Raw genomic sequence first — 20,795 nt, forward strand, 5'->3', positions numbered from 1 at the left:
TGTCTTTGATTAGTGATGATGCCCGGTGTCAACATCGAGCGGTTTCTGAGGAATGACAACCACACAGTCTTCACGGGTTTTATCGACTGCCGCCTCGATGCGGTAGATATCGCGCATCTCTTCGGGCGTCAGAACGTTTTGGGGCGTGTCATAGCGCCTTACGCCGCCATCACAGATCATCAGCAGTTTTGAGGAAAAGCGGCTTGCAAGCATCAGGTCGTGCACAACCGCAAGCGCCACGGCCCCGGTTCTTTTCACGTAATCCACTGCAGCCTGCATGACAATGAGCTGATGGCGCATATCAAGGGCGCTCGTGGGCTCATCCAGAAGAAGCACCTTGGGTCCGGAGACAAAAGCCTGCGCCATAAAGACGAGCTGTTTTTGCCCGCCCGAGAGAGAGGCGACCGGTTTATCCGCGAGGGGACTGATCTGCATGGCGTGAAGCGTCTGATCAACCTTTTCAAAGACGTCCGGCGTCACGCGCCAGGAGAGGCTTCTTCCGAGACCGAGCATCACAATCTCAAAGACCGTAAGGCGGCTTGTAACCTGGGTGAGCTGCGGAAGATACGCAACGGTGCGGGAAGAGAAGGTCTCACTGCCGTCAGTAAGCGTAACGGCCCCTGTATGCGGCGTCATGCCCGCGATGGCCTTTAAAAGGGTGGTTTTGCCGGCGGCGTTTCGGCCCGCCACGCACACAAGTGTCCCGCCCTCGATGTCAAAGGTAACGTGTTTGAGAATCGGGCGGCCGCAGTAGGCAACACCGAGGTCCTTAACGGAAAGCCTGAGTGTCATCAGAAGTCCCTCCGGCTCTTTAAAAGAAGTACAAGCAGAAACGGGACACCCGCAATTGACGTCACAATCCCGATCGGAAGCATTGCCCCGGCGGAGAGCCATTTGGCAACAAGCGAGGAAAGCAGCATGATGAAGCCCCCGAAAAGGATGCTTCCGGGAATGAGCCAGCGCTGATCGTCCCCTAAAAGAAGTTTCGCGCAGTGGGGAGCAACCAGCCCCACAAAGGCAATGGTGCCGATGAAGGAAACGGAAGCCGCAACCAGTACGGACGCAGCAGAAAAGACAATGACGCGCAGGCGGGCGACCGGAACGCCCAAACTTTTGGCACGCTCTTCTCCCACGGAAAGGCTCGTAAGCTGCCAGGCGCAGGGCACCAGAAAAATGAGCCCGAGAAGAAGTGCCGCGCCGGCGGCAGCGGTGGAAAGCCACCCCGCGCGCTCGAGATTACCGAAGGTCCAGCCGTTGATGAGCTGGGCGGTTTCGGGGGAGGCAAGGTAAATCAGAAGCTGCTGCAGCGCCACAAAGAAGAAATTCATGATGATGCCCGCGAGAATCAGTGTGGCGGGCGACATCCCTTTGAGCCTTCCGAGAAAAAGAATGAGAAGGCAGATCACAAGAGCCGCAATAAAGGCCGCAGTGATGGTACCGGCCCAGAGCTCGCCGAAAAGCGTGAGTCCTCCGGTGATCGCGATGGCGGCTCCAAAACTTGCGCCCGAAGTGATCCCGAGCGTAGAGGGGCTCGCAAGCGCATTGGCCGTAATCGTCTGAATGGAAAGACCGGCCAGTGATAAAGAAGCACCGACCAACAAAGCCGTGAGCGCCATCGGCAGACGCAGTGACCAGACAATAACGGCGTTGGGTTCAGTGGAAGCCGGCCCCGCGGCAACCGCCGCAATCACGTCTTTGGCGCTCATGCCGGAACTGCCTGTTGTAAGATCAGCCACAAGCAGGGCCGCAAGAGCAGCTGCCGCAAGAAGAGTAAGGAGCAGCCTGCTTCGCTGGCGTTCACGGTAATGAATATGGCAGGACATTGAATCAGCCGGTGTATGAAGAAATTTTAAAAGATCATACCAAACTAACGCCGCAAGCACACACGCCGAAAGTAGAGGAAAAGTGCCAAATTGCCTCAAACGAAGGCCGAAGTTTGTCTTTGAGTGGTTTCTAACGATGTCCCGAACAATTGCGTTAATACTTTTTACCGTCGCCCTTGCGGCGCTCGGCGCTGAAATTGCCGTCAACGTCCGAGATGCGGACATTGTCCGTAACGGTTATGCCGAAATTGACCTCCGGTTAAAGGACGCAGCTCCTAGGTGGGGCGGTGACTTGGTTAGGGATGTAAGGTTTTTTGTGTCCAGACGACAATAGCGCTCCCGTAGGGCGCGAAAGGAATCACCGTGGCACACCGTACGCCCAAAATAAACGGAGCCTGATTTCCGTCAAGCATTGCCGTTGTCAGCTGGGAAATGATTTACGGCGTCAGTCGGAAGTCGTACTCCGCAAAGAATTCTTTTTACCTGAAAAACTCGGAGGAACTTGGCTAAACTGCTTAGCGGTATTCATGGAAAGTAATAACGGTTTATCCTGATGGCAAGGGAAATTAACGGTGAGAATAATTCTCAATAACGCCCCCTCAGGGGCATTTTGTGCGGGAGTTAATTCCTTGTAGGGAAGTCCTCTCGCGCTTTAAGAGAGGTGATTCATCATGACAGAACTTACTCGTCGTTCTTTCCTTGCCGGCGCGGCTGCCGTGGCGACGGCCCCCGTCGTCGGAACGGCCCACGCCAAAGACACCAAGTTGCCCCGTCCCGACGTGAAGGCGGACTATCCCGCTGCGGGAAAAACGCAGGCCTTGTTTGACCGCGTACCGGACGTTGAACCCGATGTTGCGAACAGCGGTACTTTTGATTTCGGGGTTTCGAACTTAAACGAAGGCGAAACCATCACCGCCACCCGCTGGGGTATTGTGCGCCCGGTCGTGAAAGGCGGTCGTGTCGTGGAATTGAAACCCTTTGAATACGACTACGCGCCGAGCCCCAACATTCAGGGCCTTGCGGAAATTCCGTACTGCGAAGCCCGCATCCGCTACCCGATGGTGCGCGAAAGCTATTTGAAGTCCGGTCCCAAGAGTAAGGAAAAGCGCGGTGAAGACAAGTTCGTGCGAGTTTCCTGGGATAAGGCGCTTGAACTCGTCGCCAAAGAACTGACCCGCATGTACGACACCTACGGGCCTTCGTCCGTTTACGGTTCCAGCTACGGCTGGAAATCCACGGGGAGCGTGAACGATCCTTGCGCGCTGCAGTACCGTCTGCTGAATTTTATGGGCGGCTTTACCGCAAAGCGCAATTCCTATTCTTCCGCGGCCGTGAATACCATCCTTCCCTACGTGGTGGGGTCGGGAAACCCGCGCTGCACGGCGTGGGACAACGTGATCGAGCACAGCGAACGCATCGTATTTTGGGGCTGCAACCCTTTGGTGACGAACGACATCGACTGGTACACGACGCTGCATAACTACGCGGGCTACATGCGTGCCCTTAAAAAGAAGGGTACGAAGACCTACTCCGTCAACCCGGTTTACAACGACACCGCGGAATACATGAAGAGCGAATGGGTGGCCGTCAATCCCGGTACCGATACCGCCGTTATGGCCGCCATGATTTACGAACTCGAAGTGACGGGCGAAGCCGATCACGCGTTCCTCGATAAGTACACGGCGGGGTGGAAGGAATTCCGCGCCTATCTGATGGGCGACGAAGACGGCGTCAAGAAAACCCCGGAATGGGCTGCAAAGATTTCCGGCATCAAGGCCGAAACCATCAAGGCCCTTGCGCACGACTTGAAGGCCCACCGCACGATGCTCATGATCGGCTGGGGTATCCAGCGTATTGATTACGGCGAACAGTTCCACTGGATGCTCGTCACTCTGGCGGCGGCCTTGGGGCAGATCGGTCTTCCCGGCGGCGGCTTCGGTACGAGCTATCACTACTCTTCAGGCGGCGCGCCTCTTGCAAACGGCCCCTTCGTGGGCGGCATTCCGAGTAAGGTCGCCCCGGTCCGTCCCGTGAAGCCCTGGCAGGGCAGCAAGGTGCTGCACGTCGCGGCCATTACGGATGCGCTCGAACACCCGGGCGCCGTGCGCGACTTTGACGGCAAGAAGGAAACGTACCCGCACTTCCGCATGATTATGTGGGCGGGCGGTAATCCCTTCGTGCATCACCCCGACACGTTCCGCTTGGAACGCGCGTGGAAAAAGCCCGATACGGTCGTCGTCACCGACGTGGTTTGGACGGCGACGGCGCGCCATGCCGACATCGTGCTCCCGGCGTGCACATTCTTGGAACACAACGATATTTCGGTCATCGGCACCAATTCCTGCGACGGCGTGGTGGCGATGCACCAGGCGATTAAGCCGCAGTACGAAAGCCGCAGCGACTATTGGATCTACAGCCAGCTGGCGAAGAAACTCGGGTTTGAAAAGGAATTCACCGAAGGCCGTACCGAAATGCAGTGGATCGAAAAGATCTACAACGATGCCCGCGGCATGAGCGACGTGTACGACATCACGATGCCCGACTTCAAGACCTTCTGGGAAAAGGGTTTCCTTCTCTATGACGTGCCGGAAGAAGCACGCCGGTACGTGTCCTTTGCAGAATTCCGTGCCGATCCCCAGGCGAATAAGCTCAATACCGAATCCGGCCTTATCCAGCTTTACAGTCCGAAGATTGCCGGGTACAAGTACGACGACTGCCGCGGGCACGCGATGTACTTTAAGCCCGCCGAGGGGACGGCCTCGGCGACGAAGGACTTTCCGCTTGCTCTGATGGCTCCGAAGGGTCGCTACCGTATGCACAGCCAGTTGGACTGCGTCAACAATCGTCAGCGCGGCAAGATCGAAGACCGCGAACCCGTGTGGATCAATCCGAAGGATGCCGCATCCCGCAAGATCGTGAGCGGCGACGTCGTTTTGGTAAAGAGTCGCCGCGGTGCGATGTTGGCGGGTGCGATCGTCACCGAACGCGTCAAGCCCGGCGTCATCGTCGTGCAGCACGGCGCGTGGTTTGATCCGAGGAAAACCCCGAAGGGACGCATCGACGTGGAAGGCAATTCCAACTCTCTCACGATTGATAAGCCGACGTCGAAATTGGCGCGCGGCAACGTTTCTTCCACGGGTAACGTCGAAGTGACGAAGTGGACGGACGAATTGCCGCCGGTGACGGTTTTCGTGCAGCCGCGCCGCAAGCTCTAAAAAAGGGGCCAAGATGCCCGTTTAATGGGTGTCATTGACTGAAACGGAGTTGCCGGAGGGGAGACCTTCCGCACTCCGTTTTTTGTACTTTTCAAGCAATGAACTACCAATCTTTAGCCAAGCTGGAAAAGAAACTCGCCGGCTACCCGCAGAAAGCGCGTGATTTTCTCTTTGCGGTCGTATCGGATCCGTGGCAGGTGAAGCGTGACAATCTTCGGCAGTTGGCTCGATCGTTCGGAATGACGTTGTTGCAGGGGCAGGATATTCTCGTTAAGTTGCATGCCGACGGTTTCATCACGGAAGGTTCCGTTGAGATTGCGTCGGAGTACTGCGGCAGTTGGCGTCTGAAAATAGCGCCCGAAGCGATGTTTGCCGCCCTCAAGGCCATGCGGCCCTCGGATGTGACGACGTGCCGCTGTAAACAACACCCCGTCTGAAGACGGGGGCTTTATTGTAACCGCATCACACGGCCCAACATAAGGCTGGTTTACATCAGCCCCTGTGCTGACAGCTGTCGGCACAGACCCTGCAGGTTGCGGCTCGCATTCAAGTCGCTGTGCGCAAGGTGACCACATTGGCTGCATCGGAACCCGTGCTTATGGCGTTTGCCCGGTGCCCCGCACTGTGAGCATGTCTGGCTTGTATAGCGCGGATCCAGGAAAACACACCGGATTCCAGCGGCTGCCGCTTTGTAAACAATCATCTCCTGCAACTCACGGAAAGACCAGCGGTGCAGTCGGCTTCTGATGCGTTTCCCGGCCTTGATGTGATCCCGGATATGCGTCAGGTCTTCCAGGGCGATTAACTTGATACCCCGCTTTGCGGCTTCCTGCACAATCTCTTTGCTTACAACGTTATTGACATGCGTCACATGGCGTCTTTCTCGGCCTGAGGCTTTTTTCAGGTGCTGTCTGGCACTCTGAGAGCCGTTGCGCTGAAGACGCTTTCTCTGACTCATATATCGGTCTCTTTTATCCTTTAATGCTCCTGCTTTCCAAATACGGCCCGTGCTGACGGCCGCAATATTGTTCTCGCCGACATCAATACCCATGATCTCGTCGGCTTTCAGATTCTTTAAATGCTCTTCGCCCGAACAACCTTGGGACTCCACAGCGATGTGAAGCTCCCAAAACGCTTCTTTCCGGCCTCTCCGGGGATGCAGAACAAGGTTGCACTCCTTACGCTTTCCCGAAGCCAGCAACTCTTTTTGAAAAGGGCCGGGGCACAGACGTGCCCGAATCCGACCGCTGATGGTTGAAATTGAAACAGTGCCGTCAGGGAAAAATGTCAGCGTGTTCTTGTCGACGTGAACCGAGGGGTGCCTGAACACCAGCGTCTTGAGCTTCTTGTCCTCACTTTTGAGCTGTGCCGGATGCTTGGCAAGCTCCGTCTTGTAGGCTGCCGACACCGAGCGGATGACGTTACAGGCATACTGGCTGCCGAGATCCGGAAATTTTGCCTTGATTTTGTCATAAACTGCGTGATGCAGTGTGAAACGCTGCCAGAGCCTCTTAGTGCGGTCCGCCGCTACTGTCGGAACTACAAAGTTACACACCTGCGCATAGAGTCTCTGTGTCGCTGCGAGCTTTTCGTGTGCTGCCGGATCGAGTAGTTCCAGCCGAACGCAGGCTGTGCGGACACACTTGCCGCTCCCCTCAACGCGTCTAACGCCGTCCGCGGATGTGTTCAGTCCTTTCGATGTAGCTTTTGATCGTTTCTGCACTGACACTGCCTGCTGTTCCGACGTAGTAAGAAGGCGACCAAAGATGGCCTGCCCAAAGTTCATTTTTGAGTTCCGGATGCCGCATCAGCAGCATCCTTGCACTGGCACCCTTCAATACTCTCACCGCGTCGGCAATGCTGACGGACGGCGGAAAACTGACAAACAGGTGCAGGTGATCCAGCTGAATCTCCAAAGAAAGTATCTCATACTTTCTTTCAGCGCATATGCTTTCAAGCAACTCACGCAGAGACTGCGCAACACCACCCCTGAGAACGGATTTCCTGTACTGGGGGCACCATACCATATGGTAAGCTGTCTGATAGACGCAGTTTCTGCTGTGAACGATGTTTAGCATAGTGCGTATGGTACCAATTTTTTAAAATAAAAACAGCCGCGATTCCTCCTGCGGCTCAAGCCGCAGGTTTCCTCGCGGAAATTCTATGAAAAACGAAAGTTCCTCGACGCCTTCAAAAAAGCTGGGAATCTGCCGAAAGAAGCCGAACCGATGCTCACCACGATTTTGGAGCGCCTCTCGATGCGCAAGCCCGTGATGAGCGAACTGCTGAAAAATTCGGAAGCCCTCGCAAAACAAAAGGGCGACAGCCGGATTACGCTGCAGATTTCGCCCGCGGGCGACGGTTTTGCCGTGCGTGCGGTGGTGCGGCCGGCGGCTGGGGCTGCGGTGGTCTGTGAATCGGGAAAGGGCCTCGAATATCTGGCGGTCAACGTCGAAGGAAAACCCGTGCAGGTTGCGCGCAGCCTCAAAAAGGAAAAGGCGGCCTTTGCGTCGCTCATGGAGAAACTCTCGTTCTTGGACGACAGTCGGGATGATGAGACGCGTTGGCGGGTGACGACCGAAGGGTGCCTTGAACTCTTAAACGTCGTTTTTGGTCTGAAGGACGTAACGGTAGAGTGGCCAGAAGGCGTCAAATTCCGCGTGACGCATGCCGCGTTGGTGTTTGCAGACCTGCAGCTTTCCGTCAACCGCATGGGAAATTGGTTCGAGGTTTCAGGGGCCGTCGCCTTGGACGGCAAAACGAAATTGAAGGTGGCGGAACTCTTGCGTCTTGTGCGTGAAGCGAAGGGCAATTTCATCGAACTCGGCAAGGGGGATTTCGTCGCACTTACCGAAAGCCTCAAAAAGCAGCTCGCGGCGTTGGACCGCGTCGCAGGCGGCTCCGGCACCAAAACGCCTCAGGTGTCTGTTTTCAATACGGGACTTTTGGGCGAACTCGAGAAGAACGGGGCGGAAATTAAGGCGGACAAGGCGTTCCGAGATCTTCAGGAGCGGGTAAACGAGGCAGCGGACGTTGACGTGCCGGTGCCTGCGGGACTCACGGCGGAACTTCGCGACTATCAAGAAGACGGTTTCCGCTGGATGTCGCGTTTGGCGGCCTGGGGGGCGGGGGCGGTACTCGCCGACGACATGGGGCTCGGGAAAACCGTGCAGACGATTGCGGCGCAGGGGCCGCAGTTGGTGGTAGTACCCGCGTCGGTACTTTTAAATTGGCGCGATGAGTTGACGCGTTTTGCGCCGAGCCTGAAGCAGGTGATTTTGAACCACGCGGGCGACCGCGCCGACGTTCTAAAAAAAGCGAAGGCGGGAACGGTGGTCGTTACGACTTACGGGCTTCTCACGAGTGAAGTGGAGACGTTGGCCGAAAAGACGTGGACGACCGTGGTTTTTGACGAAGCGCACAACGTTAAGAACAAAGAAACGAAATCCTTTAAGGCGGCGGCCGAAGTGAAGGCCGATTTCCGCATCATGCTTACCGGGACGCCGCTGCAGAACCACTTGGCGGAAATCTGGGCGCTCTTTGAAATTGCGGTGCCGGGCTTATTGGGAAGCTTCAATCGCTTCACTGATCGCTTCGTGCTCCCCATTGAACGCGATAAAGACCGCGAGCAGCAACGCCTTTTAAAGCGCCTTGTGTCGCCTTTTATTTTGCGCCGCACGAAGACCGACGTGTTGAACGAACTTCCTGAAAAAACGGAGATGACCGTCAAAGTCGAACTCGCGGCGGAAGAAAAGGCGCTTTACGAGGAACTGCGGGAAGAAACGCAGGTGAGTCTTGAAAACGGGGAAATCAATGCCATGCAGGCGTTGACGTCCCTGATGCGTCTGCGGCAGGCGGCATGTTCGGCCGAACTCATTGATCCGGCGCTCACGATTCCGTCTTCCAAGACGCAGGCCTTCCTGAAGTTGGCGGACGAATTGATTGAAAACCGGCACCGTGCCTTGGTCTTCAGTCAGTTTACGAGCCATTTGGCGTTGATCCGCCGAGCATTGGATGAAAAGGGCATCAAGTATTTGTACCTTGACGGCTCGATGTCGCCCGCGCAGCGTATGAAGCTCGTGGAAGCCTTTGAAAACGGGGAGATGCCCTTGTTCCTCATCAGCCTGAAGGCAGGGGGCACCGGGTTGAATTTGACGGCGGCGGACTACGTCATTCACATGGATCCGTGGTGGAACCCCGCGATTGAGAATCAGGCGAGCGACCGCGCTTACCGCATCGGACAGGAACGCCCTGTGACAATTTACCGCTTGATTGCCGCGGGGACGGTGGAAGAAAAGATTCTGAAACTTCACGCGACGAAAAAATCGTTGGCGGACGCCCTTCTTGAAGGCACGGAAATGTCGAGCCGCCTCGGACGCGAAGAGATTATGGAACTCCTTTCTTTGGCGAAGTAATCATGGCGGAAACCAATCGAGAAGGCCGCACGGCCTATGCCGCGGCCCGGCATCTGATAGTGGACATTGAGACGCTGGGGCTCACGGTTCCGGCGCCGGTACTGTCGATCGGCGCGGTATTTTTGGATTGTTCTGCGGGGCTTCCGGCTTCGATGCGGACGTGGCAAGTGAAGGTCGATCCCAAAAAGTGCATCGGTGAGTCCGATCCGAAGACCCTGGACTGGTGGTCCAAACAAAGCGAAGAAGCTCGACGGGAAGCGTTTGAGGCGACGCCCGACGCGAACCCCTTCGGAAAATTCCTGGGATTCGTGCGGGAAGTGAAGCCCACGTATTTCTGGGGCAAGAGCCACGACTTTGATTTCGGGCACCTCGGGGCACAGATTGAAGCGCTGGGGATTCGGCCGCCCTGGACGTATTGGCGGCTGCGGGACATTCGGACGATTGAGGGACTGGGACTGCATTACGACGGGGACGATGCGCTACTCACCGAACTTCGCGACCGCAATGCGTCGGCACTGCAGCATTCGGCAATTTCGGATGCCTTGGTTGAAACCGAGCTTCTTTACGAAGCGATTTTGGCAACGGCGACGGGCGGCCGTTAAGGCGCCTCGTCACGCAGTCTGTTCGCTTCGGAACTGCCCGGGCGTCATGCCGAATAGACGGTGGAACCGCCGGATGAAGGCAGACGGGGTTTCGTAGTCGGCGTTCCACGCGGTTTCTTCGACGGTTTCTCCGTTTGTGAGGTCGTTTACGGCGCCCAAAAGTCGGATCGAGAGAATCCAGTCCGCAAGCGACAGCCCCGTTTCTCTCTTCACAGGCCGCGTAAGCGTGCGTTCGCTCATCGCTTCCTTCCCCTCTCTGTCAAAATACTTCCTAATCGCTAATCAGGAGGGCACAGAGAAGATAAATGGGCACCCCATATCCGCTCGAAAAGAAAAATCAAATCCTCGGGAGAATCCTTTCCAAGGAGATTACGGTTGAACAGGCGCACCGCGAATATAGTATCGCGACAAGCTGCGTGTATCGTTGGTTGCGGCAACTGAAAGCTGATGGTCGGTCTGGCGGGCAAGGCACTCAGGCCATCCCCTTACCTCAAGGCATGAACTTTCGTGCCGCGCTTGTCGCCGAAGGGTATTGCCAAGAAGTCGGCTTTGAGTCCCCGGCGGCCTGCAAGTTCTGCCGCACCAAAGGCGTCACCCTGGACGAAATCAAGCGCTTCAGCACCTGGCTTGCACAGCATGACGATGATGTTGTACTCTGGACCAGTGCGCGTGCTCGCGAGCAAGAACTCATCAACAAGGTAACGGCGCTAAGCGAAGAACAAAAGCAGCAGAACCGCGAGTTGCAACGCAAGGAAAAGGCCCTGGCGGAAGCCGCGGCTTTGTTGGTGTTGACAAAAAAGCGCAGGCGATCTGGGGAGTAAAGGAAAGCTGATCAGTGCCCAAGATCGCCTCAGATACACCGAACTGATCGAGGAAGGCATCGCCAAGGGATTGTTTCAGGAGCAAGCCTGTGAGGCTGTTGGCCTGACGGGCAGGACGTACCGCAACTGGAAACACGCGCCCGACGGAGACGGGCGGCTTAATCTCCGGAACTTCACAAGCCCGCGCCGTATCGCTGATGAGGTGCGCAGCACGATCGTGGAACAGTTCTGCCGACTGGACGTGGCCGACCTGAGCCTGCCGCAGGCGTTTTACAAGCTGCTCGATGAGAAGCAGGAGTACTGGTGCTCCCTGTCGACGCTGTATCGCATCTTCCGCGAGCAGGATCTCTTGGGTAAACGCACGCCCACGCGAAAGGGGGCAGGTACGCTCCAAGCCTACAAGCTATGCAGTACACAAACCCAATGAGGTCTGGACGTGGGACATCACATACTTCCGAACCAGCCATTACACGGGGGTCTTTTACTACGCCTACGTGATCGTGGACGTCTACAGCCGCTACGTCATCAGCGCTCGGGTTTTTGAAGCAGACAACGCAGACTATGCCGCCCAGTTCCTGCAGGACGCCTTTCATGAGTACGGCATCGTGCCGGGGCAGTTGGTCGTGCACTCGGACAACGGCGCGAGCATGAAGGCGGCTAAGACGCAGGGCGTGCTCACTCACCACGGCGTGAAGCTCTCCCACAGCCGCCCGCGAGTGAGCAACGACAATCCCTACTCGGAATCGTTCTTCCGCACGCTGAAGTACAACGGCGACTATCTGTACCCGCGCGATGGCTTTGAAAGCCTTGAGCACGCTCAGAAGTGGCTTGATGACTTCATAAAGCATTACAACGAAAAGCACCGCCACTGCGGCATCCGTATGGTGACGCCGGGGGCGCGCTTTCGAGGTGAGGACGTTGAGATCCTGCGCCGCCGCAGGGAGACGATGTTGCGTGCTCGCCAACAGGGCCCGGAGCGGTGGATTAAGCCTGAGGCGCTGCTCAACTGTGAGCCCGTAGGCAAGGTGTGGCTAAACCCCGAGAACGGGCAGTTGCGTGAGGCTCAGCCGGTCGCGCATGCGTAAACGGCGCACTGTAGCAAGTCCACCGCGCGCCGTACCTAACATCTTCGCGGTCATACGGAGTCGGACCTTTCCTATCCGTGCCAGCGCATTGTAGAGACGTCATATGCGGTGTTGTAGCCCACATCTTTGTGGTCCCCAAAAAACTCGGGGGAAACCGCCGAAGGCGGAGGGGGCAGAGCCCCTCAGAACTCACACATATAAAAATTTGTAAATTAGCGGAAAGAAGACTTGACATCTACCGGTCCTTCCATGAGAGATAAAGCACAGTACGGAGCAATTCCAAGAATTAAAGGTGACTGATTGAACCGATAACACGACTTTCCCACCGCTTTCCCGGCCTACAGCCCACTTAGTAGGGTGAGCGGCCGGGAGAGCCGTGGAAAAGTCTGCGCTGTCCATACGCCGTCGTCCTGCGTTCCTCCAATAAAAAAGCGCCGAAGCTTAACTCGCTCGGCGCCGTAACGGACTGTCCCAATGTTTGAGAAAGGGGGTGTCCCAATGTTCGATATACACCGTCCCAATGTGTATGAAATTCCACAGACGACGGGCATGAGCGCCGATATTCTCAACAGCACGCTTCTGCTGGCTTCGGTCGGGTTGATCGTGCTCTCGACGGTCTTCCTGAGCCTGGAAATCCGACTTTCCCTGAAGGCCATCAAGGTGGTCGTCTCGAAGCTTCCGCCGGTTGCCGCCGCTTTCGACGATGCGGCTGCAGTGCGCGCCTCTCAGGCTCTTGAGGCTCGCCATCAGTCTCATGTGCTTAACGCGGCTCGACATGCGGCTGAAGCGGCGCCGCACGAAGTCAGGAAGGTCGAGGACAACGCTAAGTAAGTCCTTGGGCCCAGGCCTGAAAATGCAAATTCCCGATGAATTGAGCCGTCGGGCAAACGAATGCCCGGAAAACTTGATGGCTTTCCGGGCTGGTTGATGCAGATTGTCGATTGAGGCCCGTCTTGCGGCGGGCTTTAATCAGCTGTCAAGCGGTTATTTGACGATGCGGACGAGGTCGAAGCCGCCCTTCTTCTGGCCGTCGATTTCGCCGAAGAGCCAGAGGTCGGTGTTGACGCCTTCGAAGCCGTACTTGGCGGCTTCGTCAGACGGGAAGGTGAGGACCAGGTCCTTCACGCCGTCGCCGTTGACGTCCTTGAGAGCCATCTTCGTCGCCTTGGCGCGCTTCAGGTTCACGTCGACGTTCGGGTCAGGATAGGTGATGCCGAAGACGAAGCTTTCCTTCTTGGCCTTGGAGAGATCGAGGCCCTTTTCGCCGAAGACGACCACGTCAACCATGTCCTTCTTGGAGAGGGAGAGCGTGTCGGCGAGAATTTCGATCTTGAGTGGCTTCATGTTCTGGAAGGCGTCTTCAAGAAGCGCGATCGAGACGTTGTAGGCTTCGGCCGCATACTGATGGAGGTATGCCTTGGCCTTGTCCTGCGAGACGTTCTTTTCAAGATACTGGGCGGTCTTGAGAACGGAATCGCCTTCCGCAAGCCACTTGGCCTGCTGGGCGTCGATAACCTTGCGGAGGTCGGTGCGGGCGCCGTCATCAAGATAGTCGACCAGGTTCTGGGTCTTCAGAGCCGTGTAGAGACCGAAGTCGGCCTTGAAGTCGAAGCGATCCGGCGTGGCATGGAAGTGCTCGGCCGTTGCAACTTCAGGCGTCATGAAGGACTGGGCTTCGGCAGGCTTGGCGAGCGGGAAGAACGGAACGTACGGGGTCTGGCACGGACGGGCGGACGTGCGCCAGCCGCGCGTGAGCAGCGGTTCGGAGTTCATTTCGTAAACCACGGATTCGAACGTGCCGACGTTGCAGATGTCGCGCATCGACTGATGGAAGAAGCCGCTCGTGCGGGCTTCGCGCTTCCAGTGGCCGGAGACGATCTTCTGGACGTCCGAGACCGTGAGCTTCTTGGTCGGCTTCACGGAGTACGGGAAGGCTTCCTGGTCCATCGTTTCCTTGCCCATCAGCATTTCCCAAGCAGTCTGGGCGCGGTCCTTGTTCCAGTCGGCGGAACGGCGTTCAATCGGTTGATAGGCCTTGCGGAAGGAGAAGTCGGAGTAGTCGCCGGCCTTGGCGGGCTTGTAGTGGCCGGTCTTGATCGCATGTTCGATCAGGTCGGGCGACATGATGACGTCCTTGGAGTTGACGTCGACCTTGTCAAAGGCGAAGGCGTTGGCGATGTACGTGACTTCGTCGTTCTGAACCTTGCGGGCGATGTAGCGATGGCCCTTGAGAAGCATGATCTGCCAGGCTTCGTTGCGGTCGGCGACGGTGTAGGTGCGGCCGCCAGTAATGTAGCCGTACTTCGTGACGAGGTCGATGGCGATGTCGACGGCGTCGCGGGCCGTCTTGGCGCGTTCGGCGAGCAGGCGGCGGATGCCGTAGCCGACGCCGCCGTCAACAACCGGGTTCTTTTCTTCGAACGTGTTGTTGCAGTTGTTCGTCACGATGGCGACGCCGTTTTCATTGACGAAGCCGTCGGAGAATGAATACCCGTCCGGATGCAGGGTCTGCGTCCAATAGAAGCCGTACGTATGGGCAACCTGAGGAATCTTGGCGGTCGTCTGTTCGTATGTGATGAGTTCGCCGGCCTTGTGGTCGGCAGCCGGAACCCAGTACTGGCTCGTGACGATGCGGAGGTCATTGTCCTCGTTGTGACCGATCATGATCTGGCCGGTGGCGGAAACGTCCTTGCCGACCACGACCGTGGAGCAGGCGTAGGCGTTCATGGCGATTGATCCGAGAGCCATCGAGAAAGCCGCTGCCAGCAAAAGATTGGTCTTTTTCATGATTCATTCCTCCTGAGGAATTAAAACAAACGTGCCGTGTATCCTAACCTGAATTTTGCATGAGCGCTGAAAAAACAGCGCTCTTTTTAGTGCGCTCGGCATGAGCGCGTTCTAACGGGTGAAAGTCCCGAGTGCAGGGGGTAGCACCAAGCACATAGCCAAGAGCAAGGGTGTCCGCCGCGAGGCGGGATCTGAAGGAAGCTGGAGGCAAACCACTGACCTGACGTACAGAAACTGCATAAGGCATTTGAAGATGGGTAAGTCTGCCAAACAAGATGAAGCCCGAAGCTACACGGAATCCGAGGTGTAAATGCAGCAGGCACATGGTGGGAAAGAACGCGTTCTTACCCGAGGAGGACTCACGGACTTCAATGCAACAGCATTGTCGGAGTAAAGCTTGCCGTGAGTAGTCAGCAACGGTCATAGTAAGCAGGGCAGTACCTGACGAAGGGCCAAATTTATAGGAGTACGGTGCCGTAGACACAAAGTCGCATGGCGCAGAAAACATAAGAAACCTGTCTGAGTTTTGGTACCCACGGAATGGGAAGAGGAACTCAGGAGGGCGCAACGACCGTGATGAACATGGAAAACACCGCACATACCCCGCCTGCTTTCACGGGGATCACACTTGAAGCGATACTGAGCACTGAAAACCTTACATCCTCGCTTCAGCAACCTGATTCACAACCTCCGGCTTAACTTGTTGAGCTTCCGACTCATCGAAGACTGGCTTAATGCCCCCGATCAAGCCGTAATTCTGGTTAACGCCCCAGCACAACAGGAACTGTTTTCCACTGGGTGATTACTTGGACAGCAGAGCCTATATTCGGGCGCCATCCTCCCTCCGAGCCACTGTTCTCACCCCCAACCGCCGAACTTACGAGTCCCGGGGGAAAGGGGGTGTTATTCCCTTTTTAGACACTGGCTGGAGCCCTGAAAGTATTACGAAAGCAAAACTAGCCCTCCAAAATAGACCTGAAGTTTTCAATGAAAACTTTTACTTAAAAATCAATATATGCTCGTAATTCTATAGCAGAGTCTATTTTGGACAGCAGTGACAAAATACTTAGAAAAACTACTACTAATGGGGGTTAAATAACCATCAATCGATTTAGTAGTATTACGAAATAAAAATTCCTCATACGGTTTTAGATGTTTCCAGGAGGTTGCAGACATGTACACTCTGATTGACTCGCAACGTCGCCGCATCGTTTTAGCAACGGGTCTAGCTCTTATGCCGACGTTTCTTTTGGGAGCATCGCAAGCTCATGCTGCTTCAGGCGAGGTCAATGTCTTCCGTACAGTCAAGGACCTGCATGGTCGGACCGTTAAGGTTCCTTCCGAAGTAAAGCGCTTTGTCTGCACCGGCAGCGGAGCGTTACGAGTAGCTTCCTATCTTGGAGCATTGGATAGGCTCGTCGGCATCGAATCGTCCGATCTGCGCTACAAAAACGATCCCAAGCGCGACTACGCGTATGCTCACCACGATCGCTTCAAGTCCTTGCCTGTGATCGGAAAAGGAGGCGGCACGGGTTACACGGCCAACCCCGAAGCTATTTTGGCGCTTGAGCCTGATGTGATTCTGACTGGATATGCGCCGGAAGCGGCCGAACAACTGGCCAGAGAGACCAGCATCCCGGTGATTTCCGTCTATTACCTCAGTCAGGGCCTTGTCAACGACAGTTTCCTCAAAGCCGTTCAATTGGCAGGCACCGTGCTGGGGCGCGAAGAACGCGCCAAGGCCATTGTCGACTTCATTGAAAACGTCCAAGCCGATTTGCAGCGCCGTGTTCAGAACAGAGGCGGCGACACGGGGCCGACCGTTTATCCGGGCGCGGTGACTTTTTCCGGAGCGCACGGCTTTGCCGGCACATACAGCCGATTCGGACCGCTTGCGGTCTTGGGGGCGCGCAGCATTTCCGACCGACCCGACAGAGAAGGCTTCTACGAAACCGATCTCGAGTTCGTGTTGCAACAGGATCCGGATTTGATTTTTCTGGATCCGGGCAATTTGTCGATCGTAGCGGAAGAAGCCAAGAGCAAGCGTGACTACTTTGCGTCGCTCAAGGCCGTCAAAACGGGCAACGTCTACGCGATGCCGTCCTACAACCAATATTCAACCAACATCGCCTACAGTCTAGCCAACGCCTACTACGCCGGAACGGTTCTTTTCCGGAAGCAGTTTGCAGACGTTGACTTTGCCGTTCGATTCAATGAAATCGTGACTTTCTTTAACGGCCGCGGTTGGTATGACCGTATGGCTGCATTGGGGCAGCCCTACGGAAAGATCGCCTTTCCGGGACTTTAAATGACAAAGAACGCCGCACTGACAGCTGAATATGCAGGCGAGAAGACCTTTGCGGCGCTTCGTAAGGAGCGTCTCTTTGCCGAACGCCTGCGTCCGCTCGTCTTTGTCGCGGCTTTCGTTTGTGTTTTCTACCTTGCTTTGACCGCAAGCATCAAGGGGATCGAATGGACGGTGCCGATTGATGTGCTTTTGGGGCAGGCTTCCAAGGCTTCCGAAGTGATTTGCTACAACGTGCGCCTGCCGCGTACGGCCACGGCCACGGTAGTCGGTGCGGCGCTTGCTCTGGCCGGCGCCGTGATGCAAAACGTGCTACGCAATCCGCTGGCCTCGGCTTCTACGCTCGGTGTGAGCCAAGGGGCGGCGTTCGGTGCGGCGCTGGCCATCACCTTCTTTCATGCGGGGATCGGTACCGACGGCAATCTCGGCGCCGCGCTTACCGTGACGTCACCGGCCGTTGTGACGGTGTTTGCTTTTGTATTCGGGGTGGCAAGCGGCGCGGTGATTCTGGCGCTTTCGCTTGTCACGCGCATTTCCTCGGCCACGATGATTTTGAGCGGCATCGCGCTGGGAGCGATGTTCACCGGCGGCACGGCCATCATCCAGTACTTTGCTGACGACATCAAAGTTGCCTCGATCGTCTACTGGACGTTCGGCGATCTGGGCCGAACAGGTTGGACACAGATCGGGGCGATGGCGGCGGCCTTGGCGGTTGCCTTTGTGTACTTCTACCGCAATGCCTGGAACTACAACGCGCTTGCCAACGGCACTTATACGGCAAAGAGTCTGGGCGTTCCGGTGAACGTCGTTCTGATCGTCGGAATGCTTGTCTCGTGCCTTCTGAGTTCCCTTGCGGTGGCCTTTGTCGGAACGATCGGATTTGTGGGGCTCATTGCGCCGCATCTTGCCCGCCGCTTTACGGGAAGCAACCATAGGTATCTTTTGATTTCAAGCGTGTTTTGCGGTGCCGTGCTTCTTATGGGAGCGGAAGTTCTCTCGCGCTTTATTGTGCCGCCAGCGGTTTTGCCCATCGGCGCCATCACGTCGTTTCTCGGCGCCCCGGTGTTTCTCTACATGATCTTTAAGGCCGACGGATGGGTCAAATGAACGGCGACACCGATACTTTGCTTCAGATCCGCAATCTGAGTTTTGCCTTCGGCAAACGACAGCTCTGGGCGAACGTCGGCTTTGATGTGCCGGCGGGTTCGGTGACGGCTATTCTGGGCAACAACGGTACGGGCAAGAGCACACTGTTGAATTGCATCGGCGGTATTTTGCAACCGCATTCGGGAAATGTTTTTTTGAAAGGTGAGGACCTTCTGAAGCTTCCGAGACGCGAACGAGCCAGACGCGTTGGATACGTCGCACAGCACTTTGAAACATCGGGCGCAAGCGTTTATGACACGGTTTTGCTGGGGCGACTGCCGTATTTCTATTCCGGGCCTTCACTGGAGGATCACGAGGCGGTCGAGCGCGTCCTGCACGATCTGGGAATTGCTTCCTGGGCTGATCGCAGTGCCAAGACGCTGAGCGGCGGCGAAGCGCAAAAGGTGATGCTCGCGCGAGCCATTGTGCAGCAAACCGACGTTTTGCTTTTGGATGAGCCGACGGCAAGTCTGGACCTCGGAAACCAAGTCGAGACGCTCTCTTACGTCTCACGCTACGCGCGAGAGCGCGGCACAATCGTCTTGATGGTGAGCCACGACATCAACGCCGCATTGCGGTTTTGCTCCCGGTTCGTTTTGATTGACCGCGGGGGCGTCGTGACAAGCGTGATTGCCGACGAACTGTCCGAGGAACATTTGCATCGGACGTATGGCATAGAAATTCGCCTGTGTGACGTCGACGAGCAGCGTTTGGCTCTTGTGGGAAACAGCAGGTCTTTTGTGCGATGAAAGGAGACAAGGGATGAGACAAGGGGAATCGATTGTCAAGGCGAGCGAAATCAACACGCGCGGTTACGGTCATCGCGAACTTTGGAATGCCGAAGCCGAGCGCTATTCACGAGCTCCGACCGCACGGTTTGAAGACGACGGTTTTTTGAGAATTCTTGTCGCTTCCGGCGTTCTTTCGCCCGAAGTCCGGTTGTTGGATTTGGGCTGCGGCCCCGGCATTTATTCCGTTGCGATGGCCGCCCGCGTGCACGACGTCGTCGGTTTCGATGTTTCCGAGGAGATGATCGAGCGTGCCCAGCAACGAGCTCTTGCAGAAAATTGCCCGAACTGCAGGTTTTCCGTCGTTGATTGGTCGAAGGCGGACATTGAAACGTCGGGCTTACAAAGCTCCTTTGACGTGGCGGTGGCGCGCCTGACGCCCGCAATTGATTCTTTGCAAAACCTGGAAAAACTGATCGGCTGCGCCACTCAACGGGTTTTCGTTGAAAACTTCATCGACCGAAAGCACCGTTGGATGAAACTCGCCTTTGACATTGCTGGCGCCGGCGCTACATGGAACGACGCCCGTATGTTTGATGCTGTCGGCTATTTACTCAAAACCGGCCGCAGACCGTACTTGCACTATCGCGATGCACAGTGGGGCGAAGCGCAGCGCCCCTGGCAACAGGTTGCCGATTTTTGTTTACGTCGCTTGGCGTTGCGTATCCGTCTCACGGACGAACTGTGTCAAGAAATTCGGGGCGCCTTTGAAAAGCGGAGTACGGACGGCACGCTGGATACCCGGGAATCGCTTACGCTGATGACAATTGAGATTCCTATCGAAAATAGAGTCCTCGGAAAGGAGTCCGAACGGTGGTAAGCGTGAAATACTTAACTTCGGAAATTTACGTCGAAAAAACGCGCCACTCCCATTGAACGCAGACAATATTTTCATGCGCCGATTGCTCGCGAAGACGCCACATCAGTCACTCGTGATGCAAATGTCCAGCGGTACCTTTTCATTCCACCTGATACTGATGGAGCAACCCGCATGTATCTTGTTGCCATCGTGAGAGTGTTCCAGGCCATGATGGCTTCTTCCGGGTAACCGAAAGCCGATACCCTACCCAACATTGTCACGGCAAAAGCCTTTGCCCAGACTGCGGCAAATAGTATGCCTTTGGCACATCAAGGCCAATAAGTATTTTCTGCGGCATCTGCACTCAGTAATCGACGAGAAGCACTGCGAAGACATTTGCCGTCCTCTGGATGACGCGCCTCTGTCGCCCGACACAAACGCCGTGGAGTACTGCATCCGCACTGTTTCGGTAGGCCATTGGAGCCCATTCTCTAATTGGAAGCATTCATGAAGCTGCACACTTGCCTTCACAGAATTTCCCGCAGGAAGCCCGGGGCTTGAGCCCCGGGAGGAATGCGGGCTTTCGAAATTTTTTTAATCTTGGCCCAAACGCAGCCAAACCATGCACATAGTTTTCGCTTAAGGTATATTCAGCCGCTATGAAATCGCGCACCCCGTCCTTTGTCATTGAGCTGGGCCTGAAAACCGGAGAGGATCAGGAAAGTGCGCTGGAGACCTACTTCTCCGATGCACGCCAGCTCTTCAATGCTGTTCTCGGAACGGCAAAGAAACGCGTGCGCGCCATGAAAAGCACTGAAGCATGGAAGCTGACGGCCGCGATGCCCAAGGGCAAAGACCGTAACAAGCGGTTTAAGGAAATTCAGAAGTCCGCCCTCCTTTCCCAGTATGCCCTGCATGATGTCGTGAAAGAGCACCGTGCCAAGGGCGGCTTTACAAAGCGCATCGGCATCAACGAAGCGCAGAAAATTGCCACACGTGTCTGGCAGGG

General features: G+C 56.1%; 18 protein-coding genes. 12 read left to right on the forward strand and 6 right to left on the reverse strand.

Annotated elements, in window-relative coordinates:
* Positions 1–9: 9 nt before the first annotated feature.
* Both BQ7486_RS06805 and BQ7486_RS06810 read right to left on the reverse strand, forming a co-directional pair.
* The gene (locus BQ7486_RS06805; RefSeq protein WP_074009454.1) at positions 10–792 is read right to left on the reverse strand and encodes an ABC transporter ATP-binding protein; all 783 of its coding nucleotides are present in this window, start codon (positions 790–792) and stop codon (positions 10–12) included.
* The gene (locus BQ7486_RS06810; RefSeq protein WP_074009455.1) at positions 792–1,823 is read right to left on the reverse strand and encodes a FecCD family ABC transporter permease; all 1,032 of its coding nucleotides are present in this window, start codon (positions 1,821–1,823) and stop codon (positions 792–794) included. The genes BQ7486_RS06805 and BQ7486_RS06810 overlap by 1 nt, the downstream gene beginning before the upstream one ends.
* Before the next feature lie 671 nt (positions 1,824–2,494).
* On the opposite strand from BQ7486_RS06810, the gene BQ7486_RS06820 reads away from it, so the two are divergent.
* Positions 2,495–5,038 (forward strand): molybdopterin-dependent oxidoreductase, encoded by a 2,544-nt coding sequence (locus BQ7486_RS06820; protein WP_074009457.1) that lies wholly within the window; start codon positions 2,495–2,497, stop codon positions 5,036–5,038.
* Positions 5,039–5,136: 98 nt separating this feature from the next.
* Positions 5,137–5,475 carry a hypothetical protein gene (locus BQ7486_RS06825; RefSeq protein WP_074009458.1) on the forward strand — a complete coding sequence of 113 codons (339 nt, stop codon included), beginning with the start codon at positions 5,137–5,139 and terminating at the stop codon, positions 5,473–5,475.
* 50 nt (positions 5,476–5,525) lie between these two features.
* Here BQ7486_RS06825 and BQ7486_RS06830 read toward each other — a convergent pair whose 3' ends face one another.
* On the reverse strand, positions 5,526–6,593 hold the full coding sequence (locus BQ7486_RS06830; RefSeq protein WP_235836729.1) for an RNA-guided endonuclease InsQ/TnpB family protein: 1,068 nt from the start codon (positions 6,591–6,593) through the stop codon (positions 5,526–5,528).
* A gap of 109 nt (positions 6,594–6,702) precedes the next feature.
* Positions 6,703–7,116 carry an IS200/IS605 family transposase gene (tnpA, locus tag BQ7486_RS06835; protein ID WP_074009459.1) on the reverse strand — a complete coding sequence of 138 codons (414 nt, stop codon included), beginning with the start codon at positions 7,114–7,116 and terminating at the stop codon, positions 6,703–6,705.
* A gap of 150 nt (positions 7,117–7,266) precedes the next feature.
* Between tnpA and BQ7486_RS06840 the strand changes: the two genes are divergently transcribed.
* Positions 7,267–9,453 carry a DEAD/DEAH box helicase gene (locus BQ7486_RS06840; RefSeq protein ID WP_084765759.1) on the forward strand — a complete coding sequence of 729 codons (2,187 nt, stop codon included), beginning with the start codon at positions 7,267–7,269 and terminating at the stop codon, positions 9,451–9,453.
* Between the two features lie 2 nt (positions 9,454–9,455).
* Positions 9,456–10,055 (forward strand): 3'-5' exonuclease, encoded by a 600-nt coding sequence (locus BQ7486_RS06845; protein WP_074009461.1) that lies wholly within the window; start codon positions 9,456–9,458, stop codon positions 10,053–10,055.
* Positions 10,056–10,064: 9 nt separating this feature from the next.
* Here the strand turns inward: BQ7486_RS06845 and BQ7486_RS06850 are convergent, their stop codons facing one another.
* Entirely contained in the window at positions 10,065–10,295 is a 231-nt protein-coding gene (locus BQ7486_RS06850) for a helix-turn-helix transcriptional regulator (protein WP_074009462.1), read from the reverse strand.
* A gap of 65 nt (positions 10,296–10,360) precedes the next feature.
* Between BQ7486_RS06850 and BQ7486_RS11700 the strand changes: the two genes are divergently transcribed.
* From BQ7486_RS11700 to BQ7486_RS06865, 4 genes are all read left to right on the forward strand, one after another.
* On the forward strand, positions 10,361–10,876 hold the full coding sequence (locus BQ7486_RS11700; protein WP_074009463.1) for a hypothetical protein: 516 nt from the start codon (positions 10,361–10,363) through the stop codon (positions 10,874–10,876).
* 70 nt (positions 10,877–10,946) lie between these two features.
* Entirely contained in the window at positions 10,947–11,303 is a 357-nt protein-coding gene (locus BQ7486_RS12235; RefSeq protein WP_235836770.1) for a COG3415 family protein, read from the forward strand.
* 16 nt (positions 11,304–11,319) lie between these two features.
* Positions 11,320–11,961, forward strand: a complete 642-nt coding sequence (locus BQ7486_RS06860; protein ID WP_235836765.1) for a DDE-type integrase/transposase/recombinase — start codon at positions 11,320–11,322, stop codon at positions 11,959–11,961.
* 498 nt (positions 11,962–12,459) lie between these two features.
* Entirely contained in the window at positions 12,460–12,792 is a 333-nt protein-coding gene (locus tag BQ7486_RS06865) for a hypothetical protein (RefSeq protein WP_143183084.1), read from the forward strand.
* A gap of 153 nt (positions 12,793–12,945) precedes the next feature.
* Here the strand turns inward: BQ7486_RS06865 and BQ7486_RS06870 are convergent, their stop codons facing one another.
* Positions 12,946–14,748 (reverse strand): C69 family dipeptidase, encoded by a 1,803-nt coding sequence (locus tag BQ7486_RS06870; RefSeq protein WP_074009465.1) that lies wholly within the window; start codon positions 14,746–14,748, stop codon positions 12,946–12,948.
* Between the two features lie 1,174 nt (positions 14,749–15,922).
* Here BQ7486_RS06870 and BQ7486_RS06875 point away from each other — a divergent pair.
* From BQ7486_RS06875 to BQ7486_RS06890, 4 genes are read left to right on the forward strand one after another with little or no spacing between them, the layout of a single operon-like run.
* Positions 15,923–17,056 (forward strand): ABC transporter substrate-binding protein, encoded by a 1,134-nt coding sequence (locus BQ7486_RS06875; RefSeq protein ID WP_074009466.1) that lies wholly within the window; start codon positions 15,923–15,925, stop codon positions 17,054–17,056.
* On the forward strand, positions 17,057–18,160 hold the full coding sequence (locus tag BQ7486_RS06880) for a FecCD family ABC transporter permease (protein ID WP_074009467.1): 1,104 nt from the start codon (positions 17,057–17,059) through the stop codon (positions 18,158–18,160).
* The gene (locus tag BQ7486_RS06885) at positions 18,157–18,948 is read left to right on the forward strand and encodes an ABC transporter ATP-binding protein (RefSeq protein WP_074009468.1); all 792 of its coding nucleotides are present in this window, start codon (positions 18,157–18,159) and stop codon (positions 18,946–18,948) included. The genes BQ7486_RS06880 and BQ7486_RS06885 overlap by 4 nt, the downstream gene beginning before the upstream one ends.
* A 13-nt stretch (positions 18,949–18,961) precedes the next feature.
* Entirely contained in the window at positions 18,962–19,807 is an 846-nt protein-coding gene (locus tag BQ7486_RS06890; protein ID WP_074009469.1) for a class I SAM-dependent methyltransferase, read from the forward strand.
* Positions 19,808–20,795: the final 988 nt, after the last annotated feature.

The sequence above is a fragment of the Duodenibacillus massiliensis genome, assembly GCF_900128485.1.
In the GTDB taxonomy this organism is placed as follows: Bacteria; Pseudomonadota; Gammaproteobacteria; order Burkholderiales; family Burkholderiaceae_F; genus Duodenibacillus; species Duodenibacillus massiliensis.

Excerpts from the sequence above, each read along its gene's own strand:
- BQ7486_RS06885 (WP_074009468.1), top strand. The coding sequence starts at position 18,157 with ATGAACGGCGACACCGATACTTTGCTTCAGATCCGCAATCTGAGTTTT.
- BQ7486_RS06875 (WP_074009466.1), top strand. The coding sequence starts at position 15,923 with ATGTACACTCTGATTGACTCGCAACGTCGCCGCATCGTTTTAGCAACG.
- BQ7486_RS06845 (WP_074009461.1), top strand. The coding sequence starts at position 9,456 with ATGGCGGAAACCAATCGAGAAGGCCGCACGGCCTATGCCGCGGCCCGG.
- BQ7486_RS06870 (WP_074009465.1), bottom strand. The coding sequence starts at position 14,748 with ATGAAAAAGACCAATCTTTTGCTGGCAGCGGCTTTCTCGATGGCTCTC.
- BQ7486_RS06840 (WP_084765759.1), top strand. The coding sequence starts at position 7,267 with ATGCTCACCACGATTTTGGAGCGCCTCTCGATGCGCAAGCCCGTGATG.
- BQ7486_RS06880 (WP_074009467.1), top strand. The coding sequence starts at position 17,057 with ATGACAAAGAACGCCGCACTGACAGCTGAATATGCAGGCGAGAAGACC.
- BQ7486_RS06850 (WP_074009462.1), bottom strand. The coding sequence starts at position 10,295 with ATGAGCGAACGCACGCTTACGCGGCCTGTGAAGAGAGAAACGGGGCTG.
- BQ7486_RS06825 (WP_074009458.1), top strand. The coding sequence starts at position 5,137 with ATGAACTACCAATCTTTAGCCAAGCTGGAAAAGAAACTCGCCGGCTAC.
- BQ7486_RS06865 (WP_143183084.1), top strand. The coding sequence starts at position 12,460 with ATGTTCGATATACACCGTCCCAATGTGTATGAAATTCCACAGACGACG.
- BQ7486_RS06820 (WP_074009457.1), top strand. The coding sequence starts at position 2,495 with ATGACAGAACTTACTCGTCGTTCTTTCCTTGCCGGCGCGGCTGCCGTG.
- tnpA (WP_074009459.1), bottom strand. The coding sequence starts at position 7,116 with ATGCTAAACATCGTTCACAGCAGAAACTGCGTCTATCAGACAGCTTAC.
- BQ7486_RS06890 (WP_074009469.1), top strand. The coding sequence starts at position 18,962 with ATGAGACAAGGGGAATCGATTGTCAAGGCGAGCGAAATCAACACGCGC.
- BQ7486_RS06805 (WP_074009454.1), bottom strand. The coding sequence starts at position 792 with ATGACACTCAGGCTTTCCGTTAAGGACCTCGGTGTTGCCTACTGCGGC.
- BQ7486_RS11700 (WP_074009463.1), top strand. The coding sequence starts at position 10,361 with ATGGGCACCCCATATCCGCTCGAAAAGAAAAATCAAATCCTCGGGAGA.
- BQ7486_RS06810 (WP_074009455.1), bottom strand. The coding sequence starts at position 1,823 with ATGTCCTGCCATATTCATTACCGTGAACGCCAGCGAAGCAGGCTGCTC.